General features: G+C 48.5%; 27 protein-coding genes. 3 read left to right on the forward strand and 24 right to left on the reverse strand.

The window, feature by feature from the left end; genetic code table 11:
- The first annotated feature begins 100 nt into the window (after positions 1–100).
- On the forward strand, positions 101–1,015 hold the full coding sequence (locus KJS65_RS21915; RefSeq protein ID WP_213651981.1) for an AraC family transcriptional regulator: 915 nt from the start codon (positions 101–103) through the stop codon (positions 1,013–1,015).
- A gap of 77 nt (positions 1,016–1,092) precedes the next feature.
- Here the strand turns inward: KJS65_RS21915 and KJS65_RS21920 are convergent, their stop codons facing one another.
- The 6 genes from KJS65_RS21920 to KJS65_RS21945 form a co-directional block, all read right to left on the reverse strand.
- The gene (locus KJS65_RS21920) at positions 1,093–1,920 is read right to left on the reverse strand and encodes a carbohydrate ABC transporter permease (protein WP_213651982.1); all 828 of its coding nucleotides are present in this window, start codon (positions 1,918–1,920) and stop codon (positions 1,093–1,095) included.
- A complete protein-coding gene (locus KJS65_RS21925) occupies positions 1,917–2,816 on the reverse strand; it encodes a carbohydrate ABC transporter permease (RefSeq protein ID WP_213651983.1) in 900 nt (299 codons plus the stop codon). Before KJS65_RS21925 ends, KJS65_RS21920 begins: the two co-directional genes overlap by 4 nt.
- A gap of 111 nt (positions 2,817–2,927) precedes the next feature.
- On the reverse strand, positions 2,928–4,247 hold the full coding sequence (locus KJS65_RS21930; protein ID WP_244864714.1) for an extracellular solute-binding protein: 1,320 nt from the start codon (positions 4,245–4,247) through the stop codon (positions 2,928–2,930).
- Positions 4,248–4,391: 144 nt separating this feature from the next.
- On the reverse strand, positions 4,392–5,993 hold the full coding sequence (locus KJS65_RS21935; protein WP_213651984.1) for a response regulator: 1,602 nt from the start codon (positions 5,991–5,993) through the stop codon (positions 4,392–4,394).
- Entirely contained in the window at positions 5,968–7,764 is a 1,797-nt protein-coding gene (locus tag KJS65_RS21940) for a sensor histidine kinase (RefSeq protein WP_213651985.1), read from the reverse strand. Before KJS65_RS21940 ends, KJS65_RS21935 begins: the two co-directional genes overlap by 26 nt.
- Positions 7,765–7,990: 226 nt before the next feature.
- On the reverse strand, positions 7,991–9,973 hold the full coding sequence (locus KJS65_RS21945; RefSeq protein ID WP_213651986.1) for an alpha-amylase family protein: 1,983 nt from the start codon (positions 9,971–9,973) through the stop codon (positions 7,991–7,993).
- A gap of 131 nt (positions 9,974–10,104) precedes the next feature.
- Between KJS65_RS21945 and KJS65_RS21950 the strand changes: the two genes are divergently transcribed.
- Positions 10,105–10,998 carry an AraC family transcriptional regulator gene (locus KJS65_RS21950; protein WP_213651987.1) on the forward strand — a complete coding sequence of 298 codons (894 nt, stop codon included), beginning with the start codon at positions 10,105–10,107 and terminating at the stop codon, positions 10,996–10,998.
- 63 nt (positions 10,999–11,061) lie between these two features.
- Here KJS65_RS21950 and aac(2')-IIb read toward each other — a convergent pair whose 3' ends face one another.
- From aac(2')-IIb to KJS65_RS21975, 5 genes are all read right to left on the reverse strand, one after another.
- Positions 11,062–11,781 carry a kasugamycin N-acetyltransferase AAC(2')-IIb gene (gene aac(2')-IIb / locus KJS65_RS21955; protein ID WP_213651988.1) on the reverse strand — a complete coding sequence of 240 codons (720 nt, stop codon included), beginning with the start codon at positions 11,779–11,781 and terminating at the stop codon, positions 11,062–11,064.
- A gap of 39 nt (positions 11,782–11,820) precedes the next feature.
- Complete coding sequence (locus tag KJS65_RS21960) at positions 11,821–12,426, reverse strand: GNAT family N-acetyltransferase (protein ID WP_244864716.1); 606 nt, start codon at positions 12,424–12,426, stop codon at positions 11,821–11,823.
- A complete protein-coding gene (locus KJS65_RS21965) occupies positions 12,423–13,172 on the reverse strand; it encodes an SDR family NAD(P)-dependent oxidoreductase (protein ID WP_213651989.1) in 750 nt (249 codons plus the stop codon). Before KJS65_RS21965 ends, KJS65_RS21960 begins: the two co-directional genes overlap by 4 nt.
- 91 nt (positions 13,173–13,263) lie before the next feature.
- Entirely contained in the window at positions 13,264–13,542 is a 279-nt protein-coding gene (locus KJS65_RS21970) for a hypothetical protein (RefSeq protein ID WP_213651990.1), read from the reverse strand.
- Between the two features lie 41 nt (positions 13,543–13,583).
- Positions 13,584–14,138, reverse strand: a complete 555-nt coding sequence (locus KJS65_RS21975; protein WP_244864718.1) for a P-loop NTPase family protein — start codon at positions 14,136–14,138, stop codon at positions 13,584–13,586.
- Positions 14,139–14,225: 87 nt separating this feature from the next.
- On the opposite strand from KJS65_RS21975, the gene KJS65_RS21980 reads away from it, so the two are divergent.
- Complete coding sequence (locus KJS65_RS21980; RefSeq protein WP_213651991.1) at positions 14,226–14,528, forward strand: putative quinol monooxygenase; 303 nt, start codon at positions 14,226–14,228, stop codon at positions 14,526–14,528.
- Between the two features lie 32 nt (positions 14,529–14,560).
- On the opposite strand, the gene KJS65_RS21985 is transcribed toward KJS65_RS21980, so the two are convergent.
- The 13 genes from KJS65_RS21985 to KJS65_RS22045 form a co-directional block, all read right to left on the reverse strand.
- Positions 14,561–15,376, reverse strand: a complete 816-nt coding sequence (locus tag KJS65_RS21985; protein WP_213651992.1) for a class I SAM-dependent methyltransferase — start codon at positions 15,374–15,376, stop codon at positions 14,561–14,563.
- A 73-nt stretch (positions 15,377–15,449) separates the two neighbouring features.
- On the reverse strand, positions 15,450–16,010 hold the full coding sequence (locus KJS65_RS21990) for a DEAD/DEAH box helicase family protein (protein WP_213651993.1): 561 nt from the start codon (positions 16,008–16,010) through the stop codon (positions 15,450–15,452).
- Positions 16,011–16,026: 16 nt separating this feature from the next.
- Positions 16,027–16,758 carry a sulfite exporter TauE/SafE family protein gene (locus KJS65_RS21995; protein WP_213651994.1) on the reverse strand — a complete coding sequence of 244 codons (732 nt, stop codon included), beginning with the start codon at positions 16,756–16,758 and terminating at the stop codon, positions 16,027–16,029.
- Between the two features lie 45 nt (positions 16,759–16,803).
- Positions 16,804–17,547 carry a GNAT family N-acetyltransferase gene (locus tag KJS65_RS22000; protein WP_213651995.1) on the reverse strand — a complete coding sequence of 248 codons (744 nt, stop codon included), beginning with the start codon at positions 17,545–17,547 and terminating at the stop codon, positions 16,804–16,806.
- A gap of 143 nt (positions 17,548–17,690) precedes the next feature.
- Positions 17,691–18,287, reverse strand: coding sequence for an AAA family ATPase (locus tag KJS65_RS22005; protein WP_213651996.1), 597 nt, complete (start codon positions 18,285–18,287; stop codon positions 17,691–17,693).
- Positions 18,288–18,327: 40 nt separating this feature from the next.
- Positions 18,328–18,786, reverse strand: a complete 459-nt coding sequence (locus KJS65_RS22010) for an NUDIX domain-containing protein (protein ID WP_213651997.1) — start codon at positions 18,784–18,786, stop codon at positions 18,328–18,330.
- A gap of 83 nt (positions 18,787–18,869) precedes the next feature.
- Entirely contained in the window at positions 18,870–19,376 is a 507-nt protein-coding gene (locus tag KJS65_RS22015; RefSeq protein WP_213651998.1) for a GNAT family N-acetyltransferase, read from the reverse strand.
- Positions 19,377–19,378: 2 nt separating this feature from the next.
- Complete coding sequence (locus KJS65_RS22020; protein ID WP_244864720.1) at positions 19,379–20,218, reverse strand: MBL fold metallo-hydrolase; 840 nt, start codon at positions 20,216–20,218, stop codon at positions 19,379–19,381.
- A gap of 88 nt (positions 20,219–20,306) precedes the next feature.
- A complete protein-coding gene (locus KJS65_RS22025; RefSeq protein ID WP_213651999.1) occupies positions 20,307–20,522 on the reverse strand; it encodes a helix-hairpin-helix domain-containing protein in 216 nt (71 codons plus the stop codon).
- Between the two features lie 416 nt (positions 20,523–20,938).
- The gene (locus KJS65_RS22030; RefSeq protein ID WP_213652000.1) at positions 20,939–21,874 is read right to left on the reverse strand and encodes a GNAT family N-acetyltransferase; all 936 of its coding nucleotides are present in this window, start codon (positions 21,872–21,874) and stop codon (positions 20,939–20,941) included.
- A gap of 129 nt (positions 21,875–22,003) precedes the next feature.
- Entirely contained in the window at positions 22,004–23,041 is a 1,038-nt protein-coding gene (locus tag KJS65_RS22035; RefSeq protein ID WP_213652001.1) for a glycoside hydrolase family 18 protein, read from the reverse strand.
- A 23-nt stretch (positions 23,042–23,064) separates the two neighbouring features.
- A complete protein-coding gene (locus KJS65_RS22040; protein WP_213652002.1) occupies positions 23,065–25,680 on the reverse strand; it encodes a transglutaminase domain-containing protein in 2,616 nt (871 codons plus the stop codon).
- 3 nt (positions 25,681–25,683) lie between these two features.
- On the reverse strand, positions 25,684–26,709 hold the full coding sequence (locus tag KJS65_RS22045) for a carbohydrate-binding family 9-like protein (protein WP_213652003.1): 1,026 nt from the start codon (positions 26,707–26,709) through the stop codon (positions 25,684–25,686).
- Positions 26,710–26,756 lie beyond the last annotated feature (47 nt).

Below are 26,756 nucleotides of genomic sequence, written 5' to 3' on the forward strand. Positions count from 1 at the left end.
AAGGTATTCCTGATTTAATACTTATCTCTTGAAGTTTATCTTGTCTTGAAAAAGAAGGGAATGCCATAATGTATTTAACAAAATGTTAGGTGGGATTGAATTGAAGGAATATACCGGAGAATTTGCGGACCTGTGGCATCACATGCCTTCCGGATATGAGCGTACAGGTGGTTTCTGGTTTGTCAGAGCCGGAAGAAATGACGCAAAGCCACATTATCATGTCGGCCCGAAGCAGATCGACAGCTACGGTCTTCATTTTATCGTAAGCGGAGAATTACAGCTAAGCTATGGCAGCAGGCAGGTCATTTTGGGTACCGATGATATTTTCTGTCTGTTTCCGCACCAAACGTATGAATACCGGATTCATTCTGCCGAACCGCTCCGGATGGTATGGCTCACCATGGAAGGGCCTCAGATGCGGGAGCTGATGCAGATGATCGGTCTCAATGGAAAGCAGCCTTACAGGAAAGAGGCAATGACTCTGGAGTGCCTGGAGCGATTGAAAGCAATCGAAGAGGTCATATGGCATCATGGCCCGCAGCAGCTGTCCACCATGAGACTGATGTCTGCAGCCTATCGTCTGTTTGAGGAACTGGAACGAGAGCCCTTATATGACGCACCTGCCGGTAACACGTCTGAAGTGCATTGGGTAGCCGAGGCTGTGAGTTTTTTCCAGCTGCACTATACCGAATTACTTCGTGTAGAGACCGCTGCCCGGATGTTCGGTCTCCATCGCTCTCATTTCTCACATGTTTTCACGCAGAAGGTTGGCCTATCACCGCAGCAATATGTGCAGCAGCTCAGGCTGGAGCGTGCGGGCGAGCTGCTCAAGGATGACGCATTACAGATCGGTGAAATCGCGTTATCCGTGGGATATCCTGATCTCTACACATTTTCCCGTGCCTTTAAACGCTTGAAAGGATGCTCCCCCAGCGAGTACCGGCGGCTTATCACAAAATACAAACTTGATCCCGGTAAACCCCGCATTGAAGCCCGAGAACCCTACTCCTTATAAAAGACTGGAGACAACGCAAAAGCCGGAACTTATCGATGTGATAGATCCGGCTTTTAGTGAGGCTTACAATTGTCCTTTTATTCTTTGACGGCCCCTGCGCTAAGTCCCTTTTCCACTTTCTCCTGGAACAGTAAATAGACAACAATGGTTGGCACAATCGTCAGCATGATGCCTGCGAAGGTTGGCCCCAGCTGAGAAGATCCCTGCTGGCCGACAAAAGACATCAGCGCCATGGAGATGTTATTCATATTCTGATCCGATATGAGAATGACGTTCCACACCAGATCATTATAAATATCGAAGAAGCTCAGTATTCCGGCAGTCGATACCGCTGGCATCGTAAGCGGGGCAATGATTTGGAACAGCAAGCGGATGGGTCCGCAGCCATCTATAATCGCGGATTCGTCCAGTTCCTTGCTGATGCCCTTCATATATCCGGTAATGAGAAAAATCGCAAGCGGCATCTCGAATACGCCATAGAGCACAATCATCAGCGGATAACTGTTGAACAGATGCAGCGCTCCGACAACCTTGGAGATCGGAATCATCAGGGAGAAGACGGGGATCATGAGTCCGATAGCAAAGTAATTGTAAAGAAATCCATTCATTCGAAGCTTGTACCTGGATAGCACAAAAGCAATCATGAGCGACAGCACCAAACACAGGAATGTCCCGGGAATCGCATAGATGAAAGAGTTTAGAATCGCCCGGCTGATTTTGGCATCCACGAGTGCCATCTTATAGTTATTCCAGCGCCATACATCCGGCAGCGAGAAGACCGAGTTGTTGTAAATTTCCACGTTGTCCTTCAGCGAGGAGAAAAAGGAATAAAGCAGCGGATACAGGAAAATGACAGCTGCAATAACGGAGAAAACATATACCGGAGTTCTTTTCAGCTTAATCATGCCTGCACCCCCTTCTTCTTGGCACGGCTTCTGGAGCTCGTCAGGAAGTTCATGAGTACCGTTACGACTAGGGCGGCTACGATCATAAAGGTACCGATACTATTACCGACGCCAAAGTTATTGAACTTAAAGGCTTCATTGTACAGGAGCGTCGTCGGCACATCCGTCGCGCCGTTCGGGCCTCCGCCTGTAATAACGTAGATTTGTCCGAATACACGGATCGACTGGGTAACGGCTAGAACAGCGAACACCTTGAAGATCTCCTTCATTAAAGGAAGTGTAATATGCTTCAGTTTATGGAAGCTGTTCGCTCCATCCAATGAAGCTGCCTCATAGATTTCATCCGGAATGGCAACCAGCCCGCTTGCGAAAATAATCATGTTCTGCCCGCAGTAGATCCAGGCATTCACGACAACGACCGTGTAGATGGCAAGCGCAGGCTCGCCCAGCCAGTCATGCGTCAGTGAGCTGAGGCCGAACATTTCCAGCAGCTTATTGACCAGGCCATCGCTTTTAAGCAGAAACTGCCACATCAGACCCACCGACGTGAGCGGCAGGATGGAAGGAATAAAAAAGGCGACTTTAAAAAACCGCTTGCCCCTCATCCGGCTTGTCACAACCAGCGCCAATGAGAGCGCGATGGGCAGAATCAGGACAAACGATGCAGCAATGAACAGTCCTACATTCTTCAGCGATCTGTAAAAGTTCGGGTTATCCAGCATTTCCTTGTAGTTGTTGATTCCATCGAAAGTCAAGGGAACATTAAATATGCCATTCCAGTCGAAAAAGGATTGATACACTGTTTGAATAGCCGGATAAATAAAGGCTATCGTATATAGTAAAAGTCCGGGTAAAAGCAAAATTGCTATCGCCCCGTATGCTTTTCGTTTGTTCACGCGATTCCCTCCGCTTCGTTCTTAGGCTGTGAATGATAGAGCCGCCGGGACTCTCTCCATAAAGGTTGTGAGCTGCCGGCGGCTGTGTTCATCATTATCGTAAGTAAACGATCAGTGATTCGAATCAACGACCTTCTGTACGTTGTCGGCGGTTTGCTGCGGGCTTGCACCTGCAAACATCCCTTGAATTTCACTGCGCAGCTTGTCCTGAAGCGAAGGTATATTATCGTAGGTTTCGATTTCAGACAGGAAGGTCTTGGCGCTCTTCTGAGCTTCCATGTACTCCTTCGTCACCGGATCGATCTGGGAGGAATCCAGCTCCACATTCACCGGATACGTGCCTCCTTTGGTCGCTTGTGCAAAATACTTAAATGCATCCTCGTTCGTTAAGTATTTCAGAAGTTTAATCGTAGCGTCCTTCTCGGCTCCCGAGATGGACTTGGATACCGAGTATCCGCCAGCTGTTCCGAACCAGACGTCTTTATTCTCCGGATGATCTGCAAAATAAGGGAATGGAATGACGCCGATCTGATCAGCCATATCCGAAGATGAGAGCTGGGAGATCGCCCAGTTTCCTTCGAACAGCATCGCACTCTTTCCTGCAAGGAACTGCGCTGTAGTGCCATTGGAATCGAGTGTGACGATATTGTCCCCAAGAACTCCGGCAGACTGCCAGTCCTTCATGAGCTGGAACAGTTGAAACATGTCGGGATCATTCCATTTTGCCTTACGGCTGATGAGGTCTTCTGTCTTCTGGAACCCAAACCGCTTGAAGGACAGATTGTTGATCAAATGTCCACCGCGGAAGTTTTCCTTATCCCCCATCAGCATCGGTACGGCTCCAATTTTCTTGAAAGGCTCGACAAGTGCTGTCATCTCTTCAATCGTTTTTGGCGGCTCTACGCCTGCCTTCTTGAACAGATCCTTGTTATAATAGATCGCTACGCTGCTATCTTCCATAGGAACCGCAAAGGTTCCCTGAATATCGCTGTACTGCCATCCGCTGAACAGGGGCTTAAACGCACCGCTCCATGCCTTGTCCTCGTCAAGAACCGGCTGAAGATCCATCGCGATATTCTCGGCATACACCTTGAAGGACTGACCTCCATAATTCATCCAGATATTCGGAACATTGCCTGTCGCAACGGCCGTTTTAAATTTGTTGTTATACGAGGTTTCATCATTAACCGATTCGTTCACGACCTCGATGTCCGGATTCTCCTTCTTGAACTTGTCCAGAAGTTCATTAAATGCTTTGGATTTCAGATCAGAACCGGAAAGACGCGTCATAATCCGTACCTGCGTCTTTTTGCCCCCCTTCCCGCCGTTAGACGAGCTGTCTGATCCGCCCGAACTGCCGCAAGCTGAAAGAACTAAGGAACATATAAGCAATAGTGATAGTGTCCAGTGGGTTTTTTTCATTACCTTCATAAGATTACCGCTGCCTCCTTTGATGTGTTCTGGATTAGCCTTCATACTGGAAATTATAGTTGGTAGCGGTTTCAAAACGAATGTAATATCCCCACCTGACCGGGAATATTATGACTTTTCAGCACAGAAACATTCCGTAATGGCTTACACCGAAAACTTAGAAGGAGGCACGCGGTAATGCTTTTTGAAGCACTTGCTGAAATAGTGAGGGTCCGCATATCCGGTCTGCGCTGCAATGTATTCCACATTCCGATACCCCGATATTAGCAGCTCCTTTGCCCTGTTCATCCGGCATAGAGTCACATATTCGGTCACAGACAGGCCGCTTTCAGCTTTGAATATACGGCTTAAATAATTCGCGTTAATATGGAGGCTTTGCGAGATTGCCGGCAGATCCAGTTCAGCATTGCTGTAGTTCGCATCAATATATGCCTTTGCCGTCTCGACAAGCCTGGCCGAAGAGGATTTCTTCTGTGACTCCGAACGGGTATAGAGACTCATCAGCCTGGCATTGATCCAGACTTCAATCCGATCCGGCATCTCTAGACGGTCAACAGCCGCTGCCGCATTCAGAGCAGCCGCTTCATCCTCCGTCATTTCGATCTGCTGCTCTTCCGCATATACATTCAGCATTGCAGTAAGCTCATACACGATATAATACAGCTGGTCGATATGCGTAGGCTTCGCCGTAAAGCGGGAAAATAGCTCGTGGATGCGCCCGGCAGCATCCTCCGGATTGCCAAGCCGCAAATCAATGAGCAGCTGCTCGCGGATTCCCCCCAGCTGTAATGGTTTCCACTCGGTTGGGAGCTCATCATACTTGATGATCCTTCCCCTGCCATACACCGCCTTGTGACGCATGGCCAGCACTGCCTCCTGATAACCGCGGTCTGCATCCGCTGTGCTGCAATTGCTGCTGATCCCCATGGTCATCAGCATGCCTACGGTACTGTGTATTCTCTCCACGGCTTTGCGCCAAACTTCCTCCAGCCGGATTTCAGGAGAAGCCAACACCACAAGCCGCCCGCTTGAGTCATAGCAGATCCCGGTTTTCTGTTGGGACTGGATGACCTCTGCCAGTATGGCCAGCCCGTCCTTGGCTTGTTCAGTAACCTGTTCAGCACAGATGCTTGAGCGAACGGGATCGCCATCCATTTCACCGGGTCGGTCGAAACTAGCTACAGCAATAATCAGAGCCCCTTCGGAAAGCTGCGGGCAATACCGATTCAGCCCTTCTTTTCGTTCCGGCTCTTGCATGGAAGCGGACGAATCCAGAAGACGCATCATAAAGCTGCTTCTGCTGCTATCATAAGCCACAATTAGTTCTTCAGCTAAGGCAGTGGAATGGGAGCGCTTCAGCTCCTCTTCCCGGATTATCGTACGTACCTTTACAAGCGTTTCTGCCAGTTCATCCATATCAATCGGCTTCAGGATATAGTTGGCAGCTCCCAGACGCAAAGCGGTCTTCACATAGTCAAAATCGCTGTAGCCTGTGAGAAAAATGATGTGCAGGCCGGGATGGTTCTCCCTTGCCCTTCTGGCAAATTCAAGTCCATCAATCATCGGCATATTGATATCCACCAGCGCAAGCTGCATAGGGATCGCTGCTTCTTCCAACAGCTCCAGAGCCTCTTCTCCATCCTCGGCCTCTCCTGCAAGCTCAAAGCCAAGCTGCTCCCATTCAACGAACCGCTTCAACCTCTCCCGGATCAGATATTCGTCATCTATGATCATGGTCTGTATCATCGGTTTCCCCCTCCATTCTTAGCAGCGGCAACATCGCCGTTACGGTTGTTCCTTCTCCATATACACTGCTGATCCGCAGCCCGTATGAAGTTCCAAAATGCAATTTGATCCGCTCATCCGTACTTTTTACGCCAAAGCCGCTTCCGTGAACTGAATGTTCCCGCAAGATGGCATTCAGCTTGTCCGGCTGCATGCCGATTCCGTTATCTGTAACTTTCAACATCAATAGGTTGTTCTCGCTGTATACTCGAACCCCGATGATTCCCTTCCCGCGTTTATAGCGCAGGCCATGATATACCGCGTTCTCCACGAGTGGTTGCAGAAGCAGCTTAATGGACCTGTACGGAAGCACTCCGGGCTCCACATCAAAACGGCTGCTGATCCGGTCTCCATAACGCACCTTCAAAATATCCAGATAATTGCGGGTAATGTTCAGTTCATCCTCCACCCGTATGATTGGGCTTCCCTTACTGAGAACACCACGGTAAAATGCCGCCAGCTGTTTGACCAAGCTTACGATATCTTTTCCACGTCCGAGATCCGCCAGTGCACTGATGCTCTCAAGCGTGTTATACAGAAAATGGGGATTGATCTGCGACTGAAGCGCAGCCAGCTCGATCTCCTTGCGTTTCTTCTCATCCTCTACAATCTGCTCCATCAGATGCTTGGTCCGGTTTACCATTTTATTAAATTCGGCTCCAAGCGCACCGATCTCATCCCTTGATTCGATATCAAATACAACATCCATGTTGCCTTCCTTCATCTTCTTCACGGTTTTCTTCATGGCTAGCAGAGGACGGGTAATCGATTTCGAGGTAACATAGGTGAGCACTGCAGCCAAGACGATGAACAGCAGAGAGAGTGCAGTAAATTGGCGGATCAGCATCTGATTGTCTTTTGTCACCTCTCCCACCGGAACGACTCCGAGAATAATCCAGTCCAGCTTGGGAAAAAACCGGGACACCACAATCTGCTTCTCACCGTCTATCTTGAAAATATCCCCGGCTTGATGATTCAAGGCCCAGTTAAAATAAGGCTCATTCTCCACAGATGTATACAATCGGCTCTTGTTGTCATCCGAGACGATTTTGCCCTTTCGATTCATAATGAAAATGCTTCCGCCCTTGCCGATGGAAATATTCCCGTACTGCTTGCTAATGCTCTTCTCATTGATCGACAGCTGGATTAGCCCGATCGGCAGACCTGTTCCGGCAGAATAAAACTTTTGATACAGGGAGATCACATTCCTCGGACCATCCTCCCGCTGATAGTTAGCCAGCGTCGTATCCATCCACTGCGAGGTTGACTTGGACGAAGAGAATTTATGCATATAGGGTCGACTGGTATCCGTAATGTTCTTCTCCACCCCTGATCCATAGATCCCTCCAATCTGGTCATAAACGATAACGGAATCAATCATGGTCTTCTCCGTCATCCCAAAAAGCGCGTTCTGAATGGCAATCTGATCATTATAATGGGCCAAATACTCTGATCTCGGGCTGCTCATAATATCCTGCACGTACTCATCTGTGATGGCCATCTGTGCAAAGGTCTCTGCCTGGCTCAGAACCATATCCAGCTTCTCGGAAGCCAGCTGCAAATTTTGCTGCATGTTAACGATTGTTTTGTTAATGAGGATCTTGGATGATATAAAATACGTAGTGACTGCCAGCAGAACAATCAACAAAGCAAACAGCCAGATATATGCAAAGGTTATTTTGGTGCTGATGGAAGAACCGGGAAGCAGTTTATGTGACCGTTTGCGCAGCATGACAACCCCCCCCCTACCCTTAATTGGATTCTATCCTTTGAAATCGGTTACAAATATAGTTTACGTGGATATCAAATATTTTTCGACATGGATCTACAATTTTCTAATTCTGTCAGTGACCTCCAATATCTCTCACTATGCAAAACAGACTGTTTTCGGGCGAACTTGTTCGTCCGCTCAAAAACAGCCTGTCTTATGTTCAGTTCTACTCCTGCTTTGCCCACCCTTACTTCAGGTCAAGTACAACCATCTGATGGCTTTCCAGCACAGGGACGGTATATTTCACATGACTTCCGCTTTGCTCAAACGCCAAAGGCGTTTTCTGCGGAGCCAGATACACCCCTGTTATCTTCTTGCCCGGCAGATGCAATTCCACCTTCACATCATGCACCGGTATGATATCTTCAATGATCTCTACATTCGTTCCGCGCTTCACCGGGGAAGCATACAGCAAATGATTCACAAGGCGGCTCTCTTCAGTCTGGTGCTGAAGTGTAACTACGCCCTGAGCAGGCAGAGTGGTAGAGAGCGTCGGATCAGGCAGCAGTCTGCGAATTGATTGATGAATGAGCTCCTTAACGGGAAGGCTGCCATTAATCGCATAATCCTCACACATATTCCAGGCAATATAAATACCTGCATCACTCTCGACAACCCCCGGACTTTCATCCTTGGCATCAAAGGTGAACGGAGTATGCTGATGTCCGCTGAACTTGAACGCATCCCGGTTGAAGTAAGGATCAACCCGTTTGGCGATCACCTTACCTCCCTCGGTAAGCTCAATACGCTGACCACGGGCTTGAATCAGGAAATTGGCCTGCCTTAAGCTTGGCAGATCGAACTCCGGACAGAAGTAATCCGGTTTATAAAGGTTATCCCCCGTGCGGCGAACTCCCAGATCAAGCACAAACTGCTCTCCTTCCAGGTCCATTCCTGATTTACCTGTAGCGAGGATTTTACCCCCTTGGGCAATAAATGCTTCCAGTTTAGCCTTCAGCTTGTCATTCACAAGCACATGGTCTGGCATGATGATTACTTTATAGGCAAGAAAGTCGGAGTCCATATCTACCACATTGAACAGGAATTTACCTTCCAGCAGCAGCCGTACCGCACCTGCATCAAACTGGTTCGTAAACATCGCGGAGGCATGATCCTCGTAGCCTGTGCTTTCGACCGACAGCAGCGCGATATCCGCTATATTGCGCGTATTTGAACACCAAGGCTCCTTCGCTTCAACCTCACGGTATGCCGCTCCGATCAGATCATAGGTTGCCGGATCCATGAGTCCCTCCGGATGGAGGTGATCACCGATAGAGCAATGTGCACCATGAGCCAGGCTAAGCGCTGTTTCATAACGAAGGGCATTCGGATGCTTGTATCCCCCGAACTCCCCCCAGAACTTGTGAAATTTACCGGTCATACCGAGGAAGTCCACGCCCAGTGGCTGCACATAACGCGCAGACAGAGGGAAGTGATCATATCCCCATCCTGCTGTCGGGAGCGATTCCAGCTCCAGATGCGTATTCACATCGATTAAATCACGGCGTCCGTGCGGGAAGTGTCCCGAGTTCTGCGTAACAGGAAGCCCTGGCTTAATCGCATGGATCGCATCGCGGATGCGGTTGGCATAGTTCGCATAGACTCTTTCACCCAGCTCGACAACGCTTTGCGTATCACGCGGGTCCTTGCCTTCAGCCAGCAGCTGATTAAGGCATGTCGGACAATAGCATTTACGTACGCCGACGATGTCCAGGAAGATCCCGTCTGCATCATATTTGCGTACGACTTCCTCCGTCTGGCGGATGACATGATCCAGGTATGGCGTGTTGAGACAGAATTGATGCCAGCCCGGCACCATGAAGCCGTCCACCCAATTGGTGCGATCCTTCTCGTCGCGCATCAGCCATTCCGGATGAATACGGGCGATCTTTTCTTCAAAGCCTACGGACAAATATACCGGAGTTTTGACTCCGATTTCATGAGCCGCTTCGATCTGGGCTCCGAGGAGATCAAAGTTCAGGTTCGGATGCTGTTCATTGACTTCCGAAGGGAAATAGGCCCAGCCATGATGGCATTTGGCAAAAATCGTTATGGAATCGACATGCCCCCGCTTCAGCATCTCCTGGAACTGCTGCTTGGAAAACTGTTTGCCGATACCCGGGATATGCTCGGATGTATGGAAATCTAGGTGAATTTGTCTGAATCGCATGCTGTTCACTCCTTATGATCACTATGTCTGGATTTGCCCTTTAGTGTATCATGGAAGTATTGAAGTGTATTTGAACGGCATTCCGCTGTTTATACGCCATTCCACCAACATGTTAAAAGGATGATCGATCTATGAGCAGCTTGCTTGATCTTACGCCGTTTGTGCGCTCTGCCCACCGCTGGGTATACGACGGAGGTATACATGAGCATACAAGAACCGGCTATGCTTTTGGGATCCACTACTTCACCGCCGGAATGGGCAGCGTCTGCATTGAAGGAACCGAATATAAAGCAGAGAAAGGAGCGATGATCTTCATCCGCCCCGGAGAAGTTCATTCCTTTCATCCACTGCCACGCCAAGCACTCGAAGCTTACAATGTGTATTTCGATCTATGGTCTGTTCCGCGTCCTCATCAGCCTAGGTTCGCCTTCGCCCCCGATGAGCCGGATCCTAAATATATGACACGAGTGGAGGAATGTCCGGAGCTAGCGCACATTCCTTCCTGCACTGTCATGGGGGCCTCCTCATTGCCCGCAGTTTGCCTGCATCAGCTATGCCAGATGGAATACATCGTTTATGGCGAGGAGATTGCTTCCAGTCTGATGCGGGCCATCCTGCTTCACGCGGCTGGCAGTCCATTTAATCAGAAGGTCCGCGATTACCGGATAACCAGGCTTATGCAGCAGATCGAGCTGTATCCTGACGCCGAATTCCAGGTCGAGCACTGGTGCGAGCAATCCGGGCTGCGTAAATCGCAGCTGTACAAGCTGTTCCGGGAAGAGACAGGCATGTCGCCGATGGCTTATCAGTCCAAAATGAGACTAAAAAAAGCAGCACTGCTACTGCTTGAGTCCACACAGACGGTTACTGCCATTGCCGAGCTGCTCGGGTACAGCTCCATTCATCACTTTTCCAAGCAGTTTTCCTTTGAATATGGGAAAAGCCCTACTGAATATAGGCAGATGAACCGGATGGATACCGGTCAGGGGGAATCACAGTTCATATTAAAATCAAAAATTCTATAATCTTAAAAAAGCAGCCGCCATGTTCATCATGACAGCTGCTTTCCTTCTGATCCTGATTAATCGTCAAATGACCGTAAAATTGACTCCATAAAAGGACAGGGCTAATTTTCTTGCCACATGCTGGGATGCCAGATTCTCCCACAATGTACTGTATAACGGAACACACTCCATCTTACGCACCGCCATAGCCCAACCAGCAACAACTGCCGCGGCATACCCCTTGCCACGAAAGACGTCCAAGGTCTCCAGCCCTGCTTCATGTGCTCTCGATGTAATGCGAACGCTGCGGCAGATCGAGACGATTCGGCTTTCATGCACGAGGGCTATGCATGGCTGCACATATTCAATTTCAGAGATCAGCCACTCGAAACCGTCGTACATAAACTCCTTCATATTGTCCCGGGTAATGCAGACCACCTGCATCGCCGGCATGGTTTCCTCAGGAATAAGATAACAGGGTCCCATCGTGAAGCGTTCACTTTGAAGGAGATTCATGTAAGCCTCAAAATGTTTCGGTTTCGTCTGAAAATCACTTAAGATCGGTTCGTCAGCGCATAATTCCTCCAATTGCCTGGCAAGCATCTCGGGGACATCATACCGAAGCCGGCAGAGAGCCGTTCCCTCAATAGTCCGTCCCAGGAAAAACCGGGGGGCCGAGTCCTCTCCGGGCCAGGGCTCGTTTATCGTGCGCAGCCTCATGTTCTGATCATGTGTAAATAGCGCCTCTACATGGAACTCCATCAGCTCACGGGAAGTTGGTTTGATTTTTTTTCGGTCACTCATGCTTTCACCCCTTTTTTTCCTGTTAACTATCGTGTCCCATTAGTTCACTCCTGGCAGATGAAAAGCAGCTTTATAAAGCTTATAGTGGTTGTATTTTTGGCCTTCGATCTCGATCTGATCCACGTAATCAAATCCGCTTTTCTGAATAACCTTGTTGGAAGAATGATTATGGGTCAAAGCCACCGCGTTAAGCATGATGATATCCGTATGGGCAAACAAATACTGTGCAAGTGCACGAACAGCCTGTGTTGTGTAGCCTTTATTCGTATGCTGGTTGGAAATGGCGTACATGATTTCTCTGTTCGGTTCAGGCAGCTCCTCCTTGATTGCAGTATTGCACCAGCCGATGAACTCACCCGTTTCTTTCAAAATGATTCCGAGTCGAAGCATCAGATCACCGACATGTCCGCCTGAAGCTACAGCTTGAAGAAAACGCTGGTTATCCACGGTTTCGTAATTGGTTATCCAGTCCACTCTCTGTTCAAGCGGCACATCCCAATCCGGTAAAAAGGTCTTGATCTCGGGCTGCCGGGTGAGCGCACACAGTGCCTCCACATCCTCAATCAGATATTCCCGCAGCAATATATCCTTGCAATCTATTGTGAAAATATCATTCTTATCTTTATGCTTCATATTCATCATCATAAGCCTCTTTCATTTTCATTTTCCAAATAAGTTAACACTCTGCCTGATTCCATGGATGTGTCGATGATTCTTGCAATATGGGCAGCTATCTCATCAGGACTCTGCAGCTGACCAGCCTCATAAGCCTGCTTGAAGTGAGCGGCCATAGCAAAATCCTCGATCTCTTTATTTCTGGCAGCTGCCTGCATCGACGTATCCACCATTCCGGGATCGACTGCAATCACTTCGACGCGGTCTGCAAGCTCTGTACCTGCACATCTGGTAAACATATTGAGGCCAGCTTTTGCCGTGGAATAGACACTCATGGCCGGATTGGCATAAGAACCGGATCCCGACGTAATCTGAATCACCTTTTTCCGAAGTGACCATTCCCTTGTTTTCCGGATAAATACCGAAGTAAGGATCATGGGGGCAATCAGGCTAATCTGAAGATTCGCAATCATTTCCTCCGGCTGTATGTCTTCTACTAGCTTTAGGGGCTCCAGCATCGAAGCGTTATTGATCAGACAAACCATCTCAAAATCCTCCGGATGGATTGGCTCTAAAACGGAATGAAGCATGCCTTCAATTTGTGTTGTCTGCATCAGATCAAAGCTCACATGGGTATACCCGGTCAAATGAGCCAGAGAATCCGCTTTGCTTCTGGATATTCCATACACCTTATCCCCGCGTTCCAGCATCCGTCTGGCAATCGCCTCACCCATTCCTTTGGACGTCCCTGTAATGATAAAGCAACGCTTAGACACCGGTACCCCTCCCATTTTTCATATAAAAAATAAAGTTTTGTCCTCCATTCAGCATTTGCATACCATCAGCATATTTCATGTGGGGTTTAGGTTAGCTCAAACCGGCAACTTCATAGGCCGTAATCTGCATCGTTTCCGTGTCCAGCAGGTCTCCTGAAGCATCTATAATCACTGCCCAATCCTTCGGATTCTTGTAGCCTGAAATGATAGCCGTATGGTGCATACCCGCCAGCTTGCAAGCCTGTTCCAGATTTGCATGGATATATCCTTCGGGGAAAATGAACATGTCCGCATCCGGATGCGCCATTAGCTCTTCTTCCAGCTGCTTCAGTTCCTTCTCCATCTTCGGTTGTCCGATTACAATTTTCATTTCATGCTCCTCCGGAATTCAGCCTATTTGTTGGATTCGCATCACATGCTCTCAATCCATTCTAAAATCTCTTTGTTTCTCTTTACGATCCTTCGCTTTGCCTCATATGGCTTGGTAAGCTCCAGGATTTCCTTCATCGTGTCCCGGTCAAAGCCTTTGTTCCATACAAAGGTCATCACCAGCAAATTTTTAAAGGACTGCTTGTAGTTGGCATGCTCGAGGCCAAGCCGGGTTCGGATAAATCTTCGAAAAACCCTGAAATCCCTGACAAGCTTGTTAGGAGAGATGATAAAAATAAGATCAGCATGCTCGAAGCTCTCTTTTCCCCATTTATGATGCACGCCTTCGATGATCCATGCTTCGGTGCTGACAGCTTCTTTTACAAGCCTGTCCCTCGTCTCGGTCGGAAATCTGCGCTGTTCAAGTCCACGTTCCCACACGAAATTATCCGTTTCATAATGAGGAATTCCAAGCCTCTGCGAGCACTCGCGCGCGATATATGACTTCCCGGTTCCGCAAGCCCCAATAATCCGGATTTTAATTGGTATCGCCCCTTTCAGGTGCAGAAGTGATTGAAAAAACGAACCAATTCTCATTCCAATATTAATCTATATTGGTTGTAATTGTATACGTTATCATAGAAAATAGAAATTAATCTTGGGCGCGAAAAAGGAGCGGTTAAAATGAACAAATACGGAGCATATGTGAAGTTCACGGCAAAGCCTGGAGAGCGGGAAATACTGGCAAACATTCTGCTGGAGGCTGCGGCGGCGGCTCAAACCGTTGAGGAATGCGAGGTCTACATTATCAATCTGTCGGAAACGGAACCCGATGCCATTTGGGTAACCGAAGTATGGAGCAGTTCTGAAGCTCACAAAGCGTCTCTAACCCAGCCCGGGACCAAAGACTCCATTGCCCGTGCCATGCCGCTGATTGCCGGAGTGGAATCTATTCCGGTAATGCCGCTTGGAGGCAAGGGTTTGTAACTCTATAATCCAGCCTATAAAAAAGAGAGCCATCAGGCTCTCTTCCTGCCGATATAAAGCAAATGCGATGCAGACCCTAGCATATACGGATTTTCGGATTCCTTCATTACGATGTGCATGATTTGCTGGAATGCTTCTTCACCCTGCTGCTGCCAGTAATCCCACTGTTCCTCTTTCATCGCACCCGCAATACTGCTGGAGCCCACCAGTTTGACGGTTTCGAATCCATGAGACTCCATAAACGGGTTAATATCATCAATGTCAAAGTAGTACGCTCCGGTAAAACGCCCTTCATCCTGATGGTCAAACGTTCCCGACTCCAGGAATTCCGCGATACCCTGAACCGTATGGTTCGGCTTCCAGAATTCTGGATACATGAGCGAGGTTGTTAAAAACTTGGTTTTGGACATCAAAGCCACAAATACGAGCCCACCCGGTTTCGTGACCCGGTGCAGCTCCCGAATGGCCTGTACCCGGCTCTCTTCTTCTTGCAAATGATACAGTGGTCCAAGCATCAGCGCGGCATCAAAGTAATTTTCCGGAAAAAGGCTTAAGTCTCGGGCATCTGCCGGATAAAACCCTGCAAATTGACCCTCGACCTGGAATTCCTCGGCTTTTTTCTTCGCGATTTCCACCAATCTCGGAGTCAAATCCGTTAACGTCACCCGGTAACCCAGCTTGGCGAGCTCCATCGCGTATTTCCCCGGCCCGGCGCCGTTATCCAGAATATGACCGTTAGCTGGCAGAAGACTTTTGATATGATGCAAATTAATAATGAATTCAATAGGCTCCCGGTCCAGCCGTCCCCATTCATCGAATGCATTGTAGTATGTAATGACTTTGTTCATCAGGATTACCTTCCTTTCTTGGATGGTATTTATCTGACTATAATCTCTTATTTTACCCGTGCCACAATTAGATTCACAGCTGAAATTTCTCTTTAATCATCTGTGCGACGGTTTCCGGACTGAGCTCCGTGTTGTTGATTCTTAAATAATTGGCATGCCCGATTTCACCCTCCATGGAATTAAGCCGGTGATTTTCCATGGTCACCCGAAGGTCCCTTTTGGAGAACTCAATATTTCTCTTCGTCGCTTTATGACTTAATCGGTGCGGGCTTTTATTGCGTTCCAGCCGCTCCTCCATATCCGCTTCCAGCTCAACCAGATATACTGTACCGCCTTGATTCTCAAATATACGACTGATTTTCTCGATATAATCCCAGTCGTTCTGCAGGTCAAAAGCCCATACAAACGTGAAAATCAATCCTTCCAGATCACTCTTGGCCACTTCCTCAAAAATCTCCTGACGGAACAAACTGACCAAGCGCTTCCCTGGTGCCGAACCATAACTAAAAAACGGCGTGACCAACTCGATCGTCATATGGTTGTGAAAAAGCTTTAACTCTGTAATTTTCTCCAGTTCTTGACCTACCGTCATTTTCCCGACAGCTTGAGGCCCAAAGAGAATGATGAATTTCATATCTTCACCTCATTTTTTATAAAACACTGATCAATGTCCAAATACCGGAAAGAATAATCACCCATAAAGCCAGCCTTCTGAACAGATTATCATTTAATTTTTTGATTGCTTTGATGCCAATGAAGACGCCGATAAGCATGCTGGGAATCAGCCACAAAGAGTAGGAAAACACCTGCTTCGTCAGCATGCCGCTGTAGGCATATGTACATATGGTGATGATATTCAAAATGATGCCATAGGCTGTGATATTGGCTCTGAACGTATTTTTATCTACTTTCTGATTGGATAGAAAGAGCGCGACAGGCGGGCCGCTCATGGATATACTTCCATTCAGGAGTCCGCTGATGATGCCGACCGGCACGAATGCGAGCTTTTCATTTTTGACGGGAAAAGACTTACCAAGCAGGAGCAGCAAAGCAATCAGGATCATGAAAATCCCCGTAAAGGATTTTAAAATATGCTCATCCAGAAAAAGAAGCAGATACGTCCCTAGAGGCGCTGCCAATAAGCTCGATACGATCAGAATCCAGATTTTTTTCAGATCAATGTGACGCCTCGCGTCTATGATAACCATCAAATTCGTGCAAAGACTTAAGATGACGACAATCGGAACTGCCTGCTGAAGTGGAATGATCCTTGCCAGAAAGGGCATCGCGATCAAAGCAAATCCGAAGCTCGTCAGCCCCTGGATAAAACCGGCGGCAATTACCACGATAATGCATATAATCAAAAATGCTGCAGATTCCATAGAACCCTCTTTTCTGATGTCTGAAATATATGTGAAAGATGCATATTACAGTATTGTTTTACTGCGATACCAATAGGAGTAAATTTCACGGTAGCCCAGCTTTTCGTACAGACGGTTAGCAGGCGGATTGTTCTGGATAACCTGAAGATAGCTATGTGTTGACCCGTTTTCTTTTGCCCATTGCAGTATATTCAAGATAAGCTGTTCGCCGTAACCTTGATTCCGGTGCTGCTCGGACGTGACGATATCAAATAACCCGACAACTTGATCCTCAATGACCCCAAGTCCGCAGGCAACAGGTATGGACCCCTGATACAGTGTAAAATATCCCGTTTGCAGCACCGTTTGGGACAGCATCTTCTTCATTGCCGCTTGGTTTCTCTCTGACAGACCATTATGGAAAGAAGTGAAGGTATCCACCCATTTCGAAGTTAGTGATTCCGAGACCTCAATATGGGTCAGCTTCGGCATAGCCGCCTTGTCCAGTTCCAGGATCATGACTGTGGACGGATCAACCAGCTTATAACCTCTTTCCTCTAAGGTCTGATCCAAAGACGCGGGAACAAAAGGCGTAATCTTAAATACCGCATCGAGTTCCGCATTCCGGTACATTTCCTCGCATTTGGTTATTTTTAGTGCCAGATCGTCTTCACTTGTGTTATAGATCGCATTCACGGAATTGGAGCGTTTCGTATAACCATCCGCAAAACGCAAAAGCCATCCGTCATAGACTAGTGTTTGCAGTGTCGGCCAGGCATTTAATGCGTATTCCTCGATTCTTTGATTCAAAGTATACCAACCCCTTGTTTTGAATTGGTATGAATATACAACCATATTAATATTTATTCAACATATTTCAATTCAGCTCAACCTTCACTCCCTCATGGCTGGCAGTAAACAAAAAGCCGTTCATAGAAAGATTACATTTACCTTTATTGAAAAAATCGAATATGGCTGACTTGCGTTTTTATCCTGTCAAACTTTTTCCGCAGTTTCCCGCGGTTGTCGGGCAATAAACGGATATTCAAAGCCGCCGCAATGGTCTCAACCACCTCAGAGGTTGTCATTGTATCCGTGTCCACATGCCTTTCGAACACCGGAAGAGATAGTCCTTCAATGCATCTTTCAATTTGCTGTGCTGCCCAGGAACGCTCATTCTCCCCACGGCTGCGCAATCTCTTCAGCAATGTCTCTCTTGCGGCACACAGCGCAAAATGATGAATGACCACCCCGTCTCGTCTCAGTCTGCCGACAATGTCGTCAAAGTACTGCGGGTTGACGATTGTCATTGGAATGATCAGGGTTCCATCATACTGTTCATCGATGTGCTTAATCATGCCGTAATTCACTTCGCGCCACATCGGATAATCCTGAAAATCACCTTTTTTGATGCCTTCGGGGATATTTTTTCGAATAAAGTATCCCGCATTCTCCGGATCGTAAATAAAAGAATGCGGAATCCGCCGCTGCAGCTCATGCGCCGTTTGCGTTTTCCCCGCTCCAAAAGCGCCATTAACCCAAATGATCATCTCTCGTCACCTCAAATCTCTCAAACATCCAACCTATGTATCAGGATCTTAAAATCCCTTCTCGTTCTGCCCTTAAGTCTTCAAAAACAGGTCTCTGCACCGAGCTGATCCGCTGACTGCCTATTTCATCCAGAGATTTAAACTCAAGCTCCAGCGACTCACCGCCGGGATCACGGAATTTAAGACTCTTCCCATCGCTTGCCATTTCCCCCCGAAGATCCACATCCGCATAAAAAATAAACATGACAAACACCACTTCATTTCCATCCGGATAGGTGTACTCCATCCTTGGGCCGCTGTATACGCCATAGAGTTCAAACCCCGTTACTTCAAGTCCGGTTTCTTCCCAGACCTCACGTTTCATCGTATCCTCAATGAGCTCCCCCGGTTCCATTCCGCCACCCGGCAATCCCCAATCCCCGTAATCTGAACGCCGCTGCAGCAGTATACGTCCTTCAGCATCCTGAATAATGGCTCCGCCTGTAACAATAATCCGCATAATGTCTCCTTTGCCAAGCAGGCTGGCTGCTCTACTCCATAAATAAATTCAGCGATATCAAATCCCAGTCCTCCGTTACCATTTCAAATGGAGAATTGCTGCTGTATATCGGCAACCATCGTTATGGACGTATCAACCATGCCAACCTCTACGAATCCAAAGCGTTGATACAGCTTGACTGCAGCGGTATTATTGGGATCTACGCTCAACGATACCCGTGTCGTCCCGTTATTTTGCAGCTCCTCAAATAACGTCCTCATGAGTGCCGTCCCGATCCCCTGACCCCGAAACGCCTGAGATAGCGCCATCCCCAGCTCCGGAACATCAGCTCCGACATAGCCATACCCTGGGCTGTTCTCCTGAAACAACCGTGCTGTAATCGTGCCCATCGGCTGTCCATCTTCTGTTAAGGCAATAAATCCGATATCTCCATCCCGACCCCAATGCTCAGCATACTTGGCTATCGAGGGGTCCTGAAGAATATCCCTGCTGAATGGCTTTTGGCCTTCAGGAACATACATGGATTCATATAACATCTCCCACATAAAAGATATATCCAGATCCGTAATCGGCCGGATTGTATAATTCATGATTAGTCCTCCTTTACCCCTTCTCCCAGAAGCTCCCGCTGCATGATTCTCACATTATCCTTATGGCACTCCATCGTTGTTTCGGATAAAAAGCCGTGAGCAAGCTTCAACTGCTCCAAAGCCTGCTCATCACCTGCGAGAACCGCCTGTTTCAATCGTTCCAGATGATCCAGCGCCATGCTCACTCTCCTGTCCATTTCAGCAGGGCTTGCCGTGTACTGTCCATGGCCGGGAATGAGCAGCTGAATCGGGTAATCGATTAAGATTCGTGCGGCCTTGCGGATGGTCTGTTCATACGCGCATGCGCTGTGGTAAATGAATGGAAGCTCGAAATCGGATAAATAATCGCCAGCCACAAAAACTCCCGCAGACTCGATCACCGTGAACAAGCCGTCTTCCGTATGACCCGGGGCCAGGTAAAAGGTAAGTGTGGTAGACCCGATCGTAATCTGCTGACCGTCCTTTTCGATGACAATATCAAGCTCAGGGAATTCAACCGGATAGCCGCGCGTGACATAATAGGTAGCATCAAAATCACGGATTAGCTTCAGCTTATGCTCCTTTTTCGGATGATGCTGCAATCCCGCGCTCCCAATCGTTTTGGCTTCCGGAAAAGCCTTATACCCGATGATATGATCGTAATCCCCATGCGTGAACAGCAAATAACATGCTTTGTCTCCTTGGACTGCATCAACATGTTCCTTAATCTCCTGAATTTCGCTTGGGAGCCAGTTCGGATCCACAACCAGGATAAAATCATCCAGCTGAATAACAGTCGAGGTGGTTTGAAATAAAACGCTTTGGAACACAGTCACTTTTCCGTTCGAAAATTGGATCATCATCTGCTCACTTCTTTCTTCCGCATTTCCTTCTTAGCTTATATTCCCGGTTCGAAAGACCCGATTATTTGAAACCTGCAACCGTTCATCCTCATTTCTTGGCAAAAGAGAGCCCCTTCTCTTGCAGTGCCTGCCGGAGGGTCTCCACCGCATTGGGCCCGATTCCATGCAGCTTCTTCAGCTCATCCTCACGAATGTTGGCAATATCCTTCAGATTCAATAAACCGGCTCCGATCAGCGCGCGCTGTGCTGGTTTAGATAATCCGCTCGGCAGCTCGTTTTCATCATTAGACTGTTTCTGTACCATGCTGGATCCTCCTTTGATTTCAAACTTTCAAATTCGTTCTACAGCTTCTTGATCAAATAAAGAATCAGATCATCATCTACCATCACGGGCTGGCCAGGGACTACCTTCTGATTCTTGTAGGTCATGCCTTGTCCAGTTGTGCACCTCATTTCGTTGTTGATTGGTATCTATGCCTAATTTCTTATATTCCAGAAAATAAAGAAAGTACTCCTTGTTGGCCGCATCGCTATAACCAAACTCACAGTCTAGGGCCCGCAATACATAAATTGGAAATATGTATTATTCAAAGTTTACCATAGGATATACCTGTTGAGAACAGCCTTACAATTCTCCCAAACACTCTGGAAATTCTATCCGTAAAAGCTATAGTTATCGCATCATTATGATATATTTTGACAAGCGTGCTTTTTTGCTGTTTACTCTTCAGAAGACTTGCTATGGTAAGCTTTTAACAGGTCACTCACGAGAATGCCGTCAATGCTCATGCCATCGGTTTGACACTCCTTAATGGAAAGGTTTCTTAAATCCGAATTCGCAATCGTACTATCCTTCATTTCACATCTCTCGATGACGAGCGGCTGCTGATGATCACCTTTATTCAAATGAATATCATGAAGATAAGCGCCTGCGAGCGAAACATGGCAAATTTCCACGCCGCTGAGATTCGAGTCGCCGATGATGGTGTCACTCAAATTCGTATTCGTAATACGCGTGCGCGCTAAATTGATATTTTGAAAAGTCGCGCCACCCATATTCACATTGGAGAAGCTTGCTTGATGTAAATTCACACTATAAAAGTCCGCTTCCTGCAAATTGCACTCCCTGAAGTTATGTCCGCTGTAATCCTTCTCTATCGTAAACTCGCCCGAATTTGATTGTACATTGTTTTCTGCGACCACCTTTTCGTAATACCTTTCATGTTCGTCTGCAGCTGCCACGGTATATCCATTTTTCTCATAAAAATGATGATTTCTCGGACTTTTTTGAGGGGTATCCAATGTCCAAAGCCTGACCTGCGGATAGAGGGATTCGATAAGCTCTAGAACCATGGTGCCGATGCGCTGGCCTTGAAACGCAGGATGAATATAAAAGCGGTCTATTCGGGCATGCTCCCTTCCCGTTGTCGAGATCAGGATAACGCCTGCAAGAGCTTCATCGAGCAGGATCTTATAGTATCTTCCATCACGTGCATGATACTTCTGCATATCTTCAGAATCATAGCCAGGGATATAGGGTCTCTCGCCATTTTCATACCATCTCGCCGTCTCATCTCCTTCTACCGCGACCATTAATTCCATGATTTGCTTCGCATCCTGCCCGGTTGCTGTTTCCAATCTGATTTGTTTATTCATAGACGGCTCCATATTCTATTATTTTGAATTTTGTTTATCTGATATTAAAAAAAGGCCAAAGACACAGCATGTGTTGTTCGTCATCATGCGTTAAGTCTTCAGCCTTCTCTATTGTATATATCTTAAGTATTATACTCTAAGTCCGCGGTACATCGCGTCAAGCAATTGATGGGTCTCGTCACAGCTGTATTCCCAGAACATGATCCCTGCCAGACTGTTGTCTTTCACATATTCACATTTATGCCCGATCGATTCTTCATCATCATAGGAAATCAGACTGGTGCCGTTATAAAGGTATGGCGCGCACGCCTCCTGATCCCAGTAACGGGTGTACCCATTCTTGTTAATATACTCTGCGGTGAGCGTCGAATAGTTCGGCCCATACCCGCCGGTGCTGCCAGCCATCTGGTGAAGACCGTTATTGCGGTCCGGCACCTGATTCCAGACGCGGGAATAAAATGCGGCACCGATGACGATCTTCTCCTTCGGCACGCCTGCACGAATGAATATATTTACGGAAGCATCCGTGCTAATGCGGAACAAGTCCCCTGTCGGCGTATACAGATTCGTATGGTGGCCGGTCAGAACCTGAAATCCGCCGCGCATATCATAGGTCATCAGCTGTACGAAATCCAAGTACTTTTGTGCTTGATCCATTTCGGTACCATCCACGTAATACTGGTCCGCTCCCGCAGCGATTGTGAGCAGGTAATGCCGTCCATCCTGCGAGCCTTTGCGATCTAATGCTTCCCGAATCGTCTTAAGGAGCAGCGTAAAGTTCGTCTTATCATCCGGGCTCGATGCAATCTCTGCTTCACCGTAGCTGGGATATTCCCAATCCAGATCGATTCCGTCAAATGGATAATTCGTCAGTACGCGAACCGCCGAATCCGCCATGCTTGCTCTTCCCTCTTCGGTAGAGGCTGCTTCGGAGAAGCCTCCCGCACCCCAACCGCCGACGGACAGCAAAATGCACAGCTCTGGATGCTCACGTTTAATTTCCTGTAGATGTCCTAAATTTTGCAGATGATCCGTAGAAATTTCATGGCTGCGCACATGGCCGAAGGCCACATTAAGATGGGTTAATTTCGTCAGGTCTTCCCGCGTCATCTCCGGAAGCTTGGCGTCGACGGCGTAGCCCGCGACAATATAGTTTTGCTTCGTCATTTCACTTCACTCCAATCCGTTGATTACTGCCATACCCCCGTTAATACCTGCAGTGCTTCCTTACCCGTTCCAATTTTATATCCTGAAGCCGTATACCGAATTTGATCTTGAGCATCCAGCACGAAGAGATGAGGGAAGCCCGATTCATGAGCCGGAGACTGTGATATAAAGTCCGGTAATGAAGCATATGTGGAATCACGGACAAAAATCGTCCGGGACGGCAGCTTCGGATAATTGGACGGATCAAATGAAGCGGTCCATTCGGAATCGCCGACGATGAGAATAATCGGAGCACCCAGTTCCGCAAAAGGCTCGGCAAGCTCGCTGAGTTCACGGAACAAATGCTTGGTCGGCTCCCGTTCCGGCTCGATCCAGGCTGCAATCGCACCATTCATGCCTATTAACTCTCCAAGCGTGCTGCTTTGTCCATCCAGCATCGTGAGCGTGTTGGCACGATCCAATGTTCCCAGAACAGGAATATCCTGCACAGCTTGGCGGTATGTGAGCATGACGTCCGTCTGTTCGCCAGCACTCACCTTGAAGTAAGTAAAGCGTGCTTGTACCGTGCCATCCTTAAGACGCACGCCTGTTGTTAACCGGTATGAGCCCGGTTCCACCTCGAACGGCTCATCGTATACATCCGTTTTACCATGTGGGTAAAAGAGCGTCTTATAGATTCCATTCTCCAACCGGGCAAATGTAAAATTCTCGGAGTAAGAAGCGGCCGGTGTCTCCAGTGCTGCTTCGGTATCCCGCACCAGGCGGAGTGAACCCCAATCTTTCGCCTCCTCATGCTGCGTGAAGGTTGAAGCAAATACCGCATCCTCCCAGCTGCCGCCGGTCATATATTGAGGTTTCAACTCGCTTGGATGCAGTCGCGCCGGAATACCCAGACTGCGGCAGATCGTGACGAAAAGAATATCCAGGGAAACACGGTCCCCTTTCAGCAGTTTGTATGTGCCGACCGGGTTCCCTTTCCCCTTCATGTTCGGGAGATCTTCCCATAATTCAAATTCGCCATCCAGTTTGCGGGCTAACACGGAGGGATCTGCTCGGAATGATTCGGCTTCCGCATCTGTGAATGCATCCTGGAAAAATTGCCTGTACGGCACGATCATCTCATATAATACACGCGGACAGAGTACATACTGTTCGAATGTATCTTCGGTGAGTTCTCCACGCTGCGGTAATGAACCAATCAGGTGATCATCAAGTGTTTCACAGAACGTATCCACCAGATCTTTCTCATTCAAACCCTCCAGCAACCGCAGCGGCCACTCTCCATACTCACCAGCGCGTTCACGCAGGAAGGCGGCAATTTCGCGGCTGTTCCCGCGCGCCTTGCTCAGCACATCCCACACCCGCTCTGCTGGAAGTCCGGTCTCCCCGGCAAGCTCCGCAGCCTGCGCTTCATTCAGGAATGTGTCCTCATAACCCGTCCGGATCTTCGTTCCTTCTTCAAGCCGGGTGTTATGTCTTTGAATCTTCTCTTCGGTTAGCGGTTCTGCCGCTTCTCCTTCGCGTTCCGGCGGAGGAACCATATCCAGATCCAGCGTCCCTGCCGGCTGCTCTGTACGATCCAGAACCATCTCATAGCGGTCACTGTCAGCTACCGTGATCTTCTGTTCACCCCATTTGCCGGCATATACTGCACGGATCAACAGATCACCGAAGCCCGTCTTAAACGACGCTTCTCCCTGTTCGTTCGTCGGCAATGCTGCAATCGGATAGAACTCAGCCATATTGTACAGTTCAAAATATACTTCAGCCCCGCTGACAGGGTTTCCCTGCCCATCCTTCACAAGAACGGTGATCGTCCGCGTAGGCGCATAGTTTTCCAGCAAATTGATTTCCGTGAACCATTCATCGGCAAGCGTAATGTCCTCTGGTCCCGGATAATCCGCATAAATCCGCGTATTAATGAGCATCGCCCGCCGCGCAGGCGGACTGAACCAGCCTTGATTCAAGCGGGCCTCAGGCTCGCAAGCGCCGATATAATACCATGTTCCGTCAGCCCATGCCTCCACCCAGGCATGGTTATCATCACAATGCGCCCAGCGCGGCGTGTAGACCTGACGGGCAGGAATTCCGATGCTGCGCAGCGCAGCCACGGCAAGCGTTGACTCCTCGCCGCAGCGTCCACGCGCGTTCCGGATCATCGTCAGCGGTGAGATCGTCCGCAAATCGCTGCCAATGTAGGTTGCCTTCTCATGACACCAGTAGTTCGTTTCCAGGATGGCATCCGCCATGGATAATGACTTCGTGCGGTCTGCCAATTGGTCGTGCAGAATCCCGCGGGAATCCTCGATGTTTTCCGTATTGACCCGGTAAGGCAGAACAAAATGCAGGAACAAGTGATCAGGCACCCGTTCTCCCCAAGGCATCTGCTTGCGGATTTCCAGTGTCCGGCGTACATGGCTTAAGAATAAAGCCCCGTCGTAATCGGCCATATCATTCACCGGCATATAGGCAAACAAATACTTGAGAGCCCAGGTCTCTTCATCCGTCAGTTCCTCTTGAAAAACCCCAAACAGCTCCTGCGCTCTGGCTTGTGCCATCCGCTGCTTGTCGCGGAGCTTATGTTCGATCCGCTCCATTGTCTGTTGATCCAGTGAGAATACAGAGGTCTGCATGGTCATTGCTCAGCACTCCTTCCATAGCTTTCCGTCTTCGCGGATGCAATACAAAGCAGTTCCGTCCGATGAAGAGGCCGAAATCTGAAACAGACTTCTCGTTGTTTCGATTGCAGGTACGATGCTCCATGATTCCTCGCCCATCAACAGCTTCACATCGTTGGTGAACTTCCCTTCAGCTTCAAAATAATTCCGCTCGCGGTAGTAGAGCCGGCGCAGCTCCCATTTGATGCGTTCATCCTGCGGCAATTCAAAGAAATCCGGTCCTTCTCCGTCTGCAAACACAACATAGCCCCACAACTCCGGATAATGCATATTGATAATGCCCATCGGTGACCACACCCAGTTGTCTTCCGGAAACGGCTTGCCGGTCTCCGGATTCAGAACCTTGCGGTATTCACCGTCCTGCACCTCGGTTTGCCACTCGACACGGGAGAAATTCACCCGCCAGAACTCACCTGCCACCGGTGGACGGCTCTCGGCTGCGCACTCCTTCAGGCTGCTCCACGGGATGGCCACTTCAACACTCCACTTCCGGTTCGCAGCTCCAGGATGATTAAGCTCACCATCAATATGTACAGCCGTCTTCAGCCCGTTAATGTCCCAGCCGTTCACCGGTGGCCCGCCGTCACGATAGGGCTTTACGAGCAGCAAATCCCATACCGTATTCAGCGCGTTGATCTCGAACTCGTAATACTGATGCGTATCCCCATCCGGATCGATAAAGATTTCGAAGTCATTATCATAAAAAATGACTGAATCCCGCTCCGTGAGCGTCGCCCATATCTGGTCCTCAATGAGCTCCGCTCCAAAATAAAAATATTCATCGTCCCACAGCATTTTAACCCGGGTCTGCTTAGCGGGCTTCGGACGCAGATCTCCTTCAATATCAACGAAATCATCCGACCAGTCTGCCACCTGCCAGAACGGCTTGTCGATCCGCCCGTCCAAGACGGGAGGCTCTCCAGCGCGCCGACATATATAATGCTTGGGATCATACTCGATCTTAGGCTCAGGTACTCCACTTCGGTTCATGTTGTTCCCTCCGGACATCCTTCAAATTATGCCAGAACCTTCATCTA

The organism is Paenibacillus sp. J23TS9 (assembly GCF_018403225.1).
In the GTDB taxonomy this organism is placed as follows: Bacteria; Bacillota; Bacilli; order Paenibacillales; family Paenibacillaceae; genus Paenibacillus_AQ.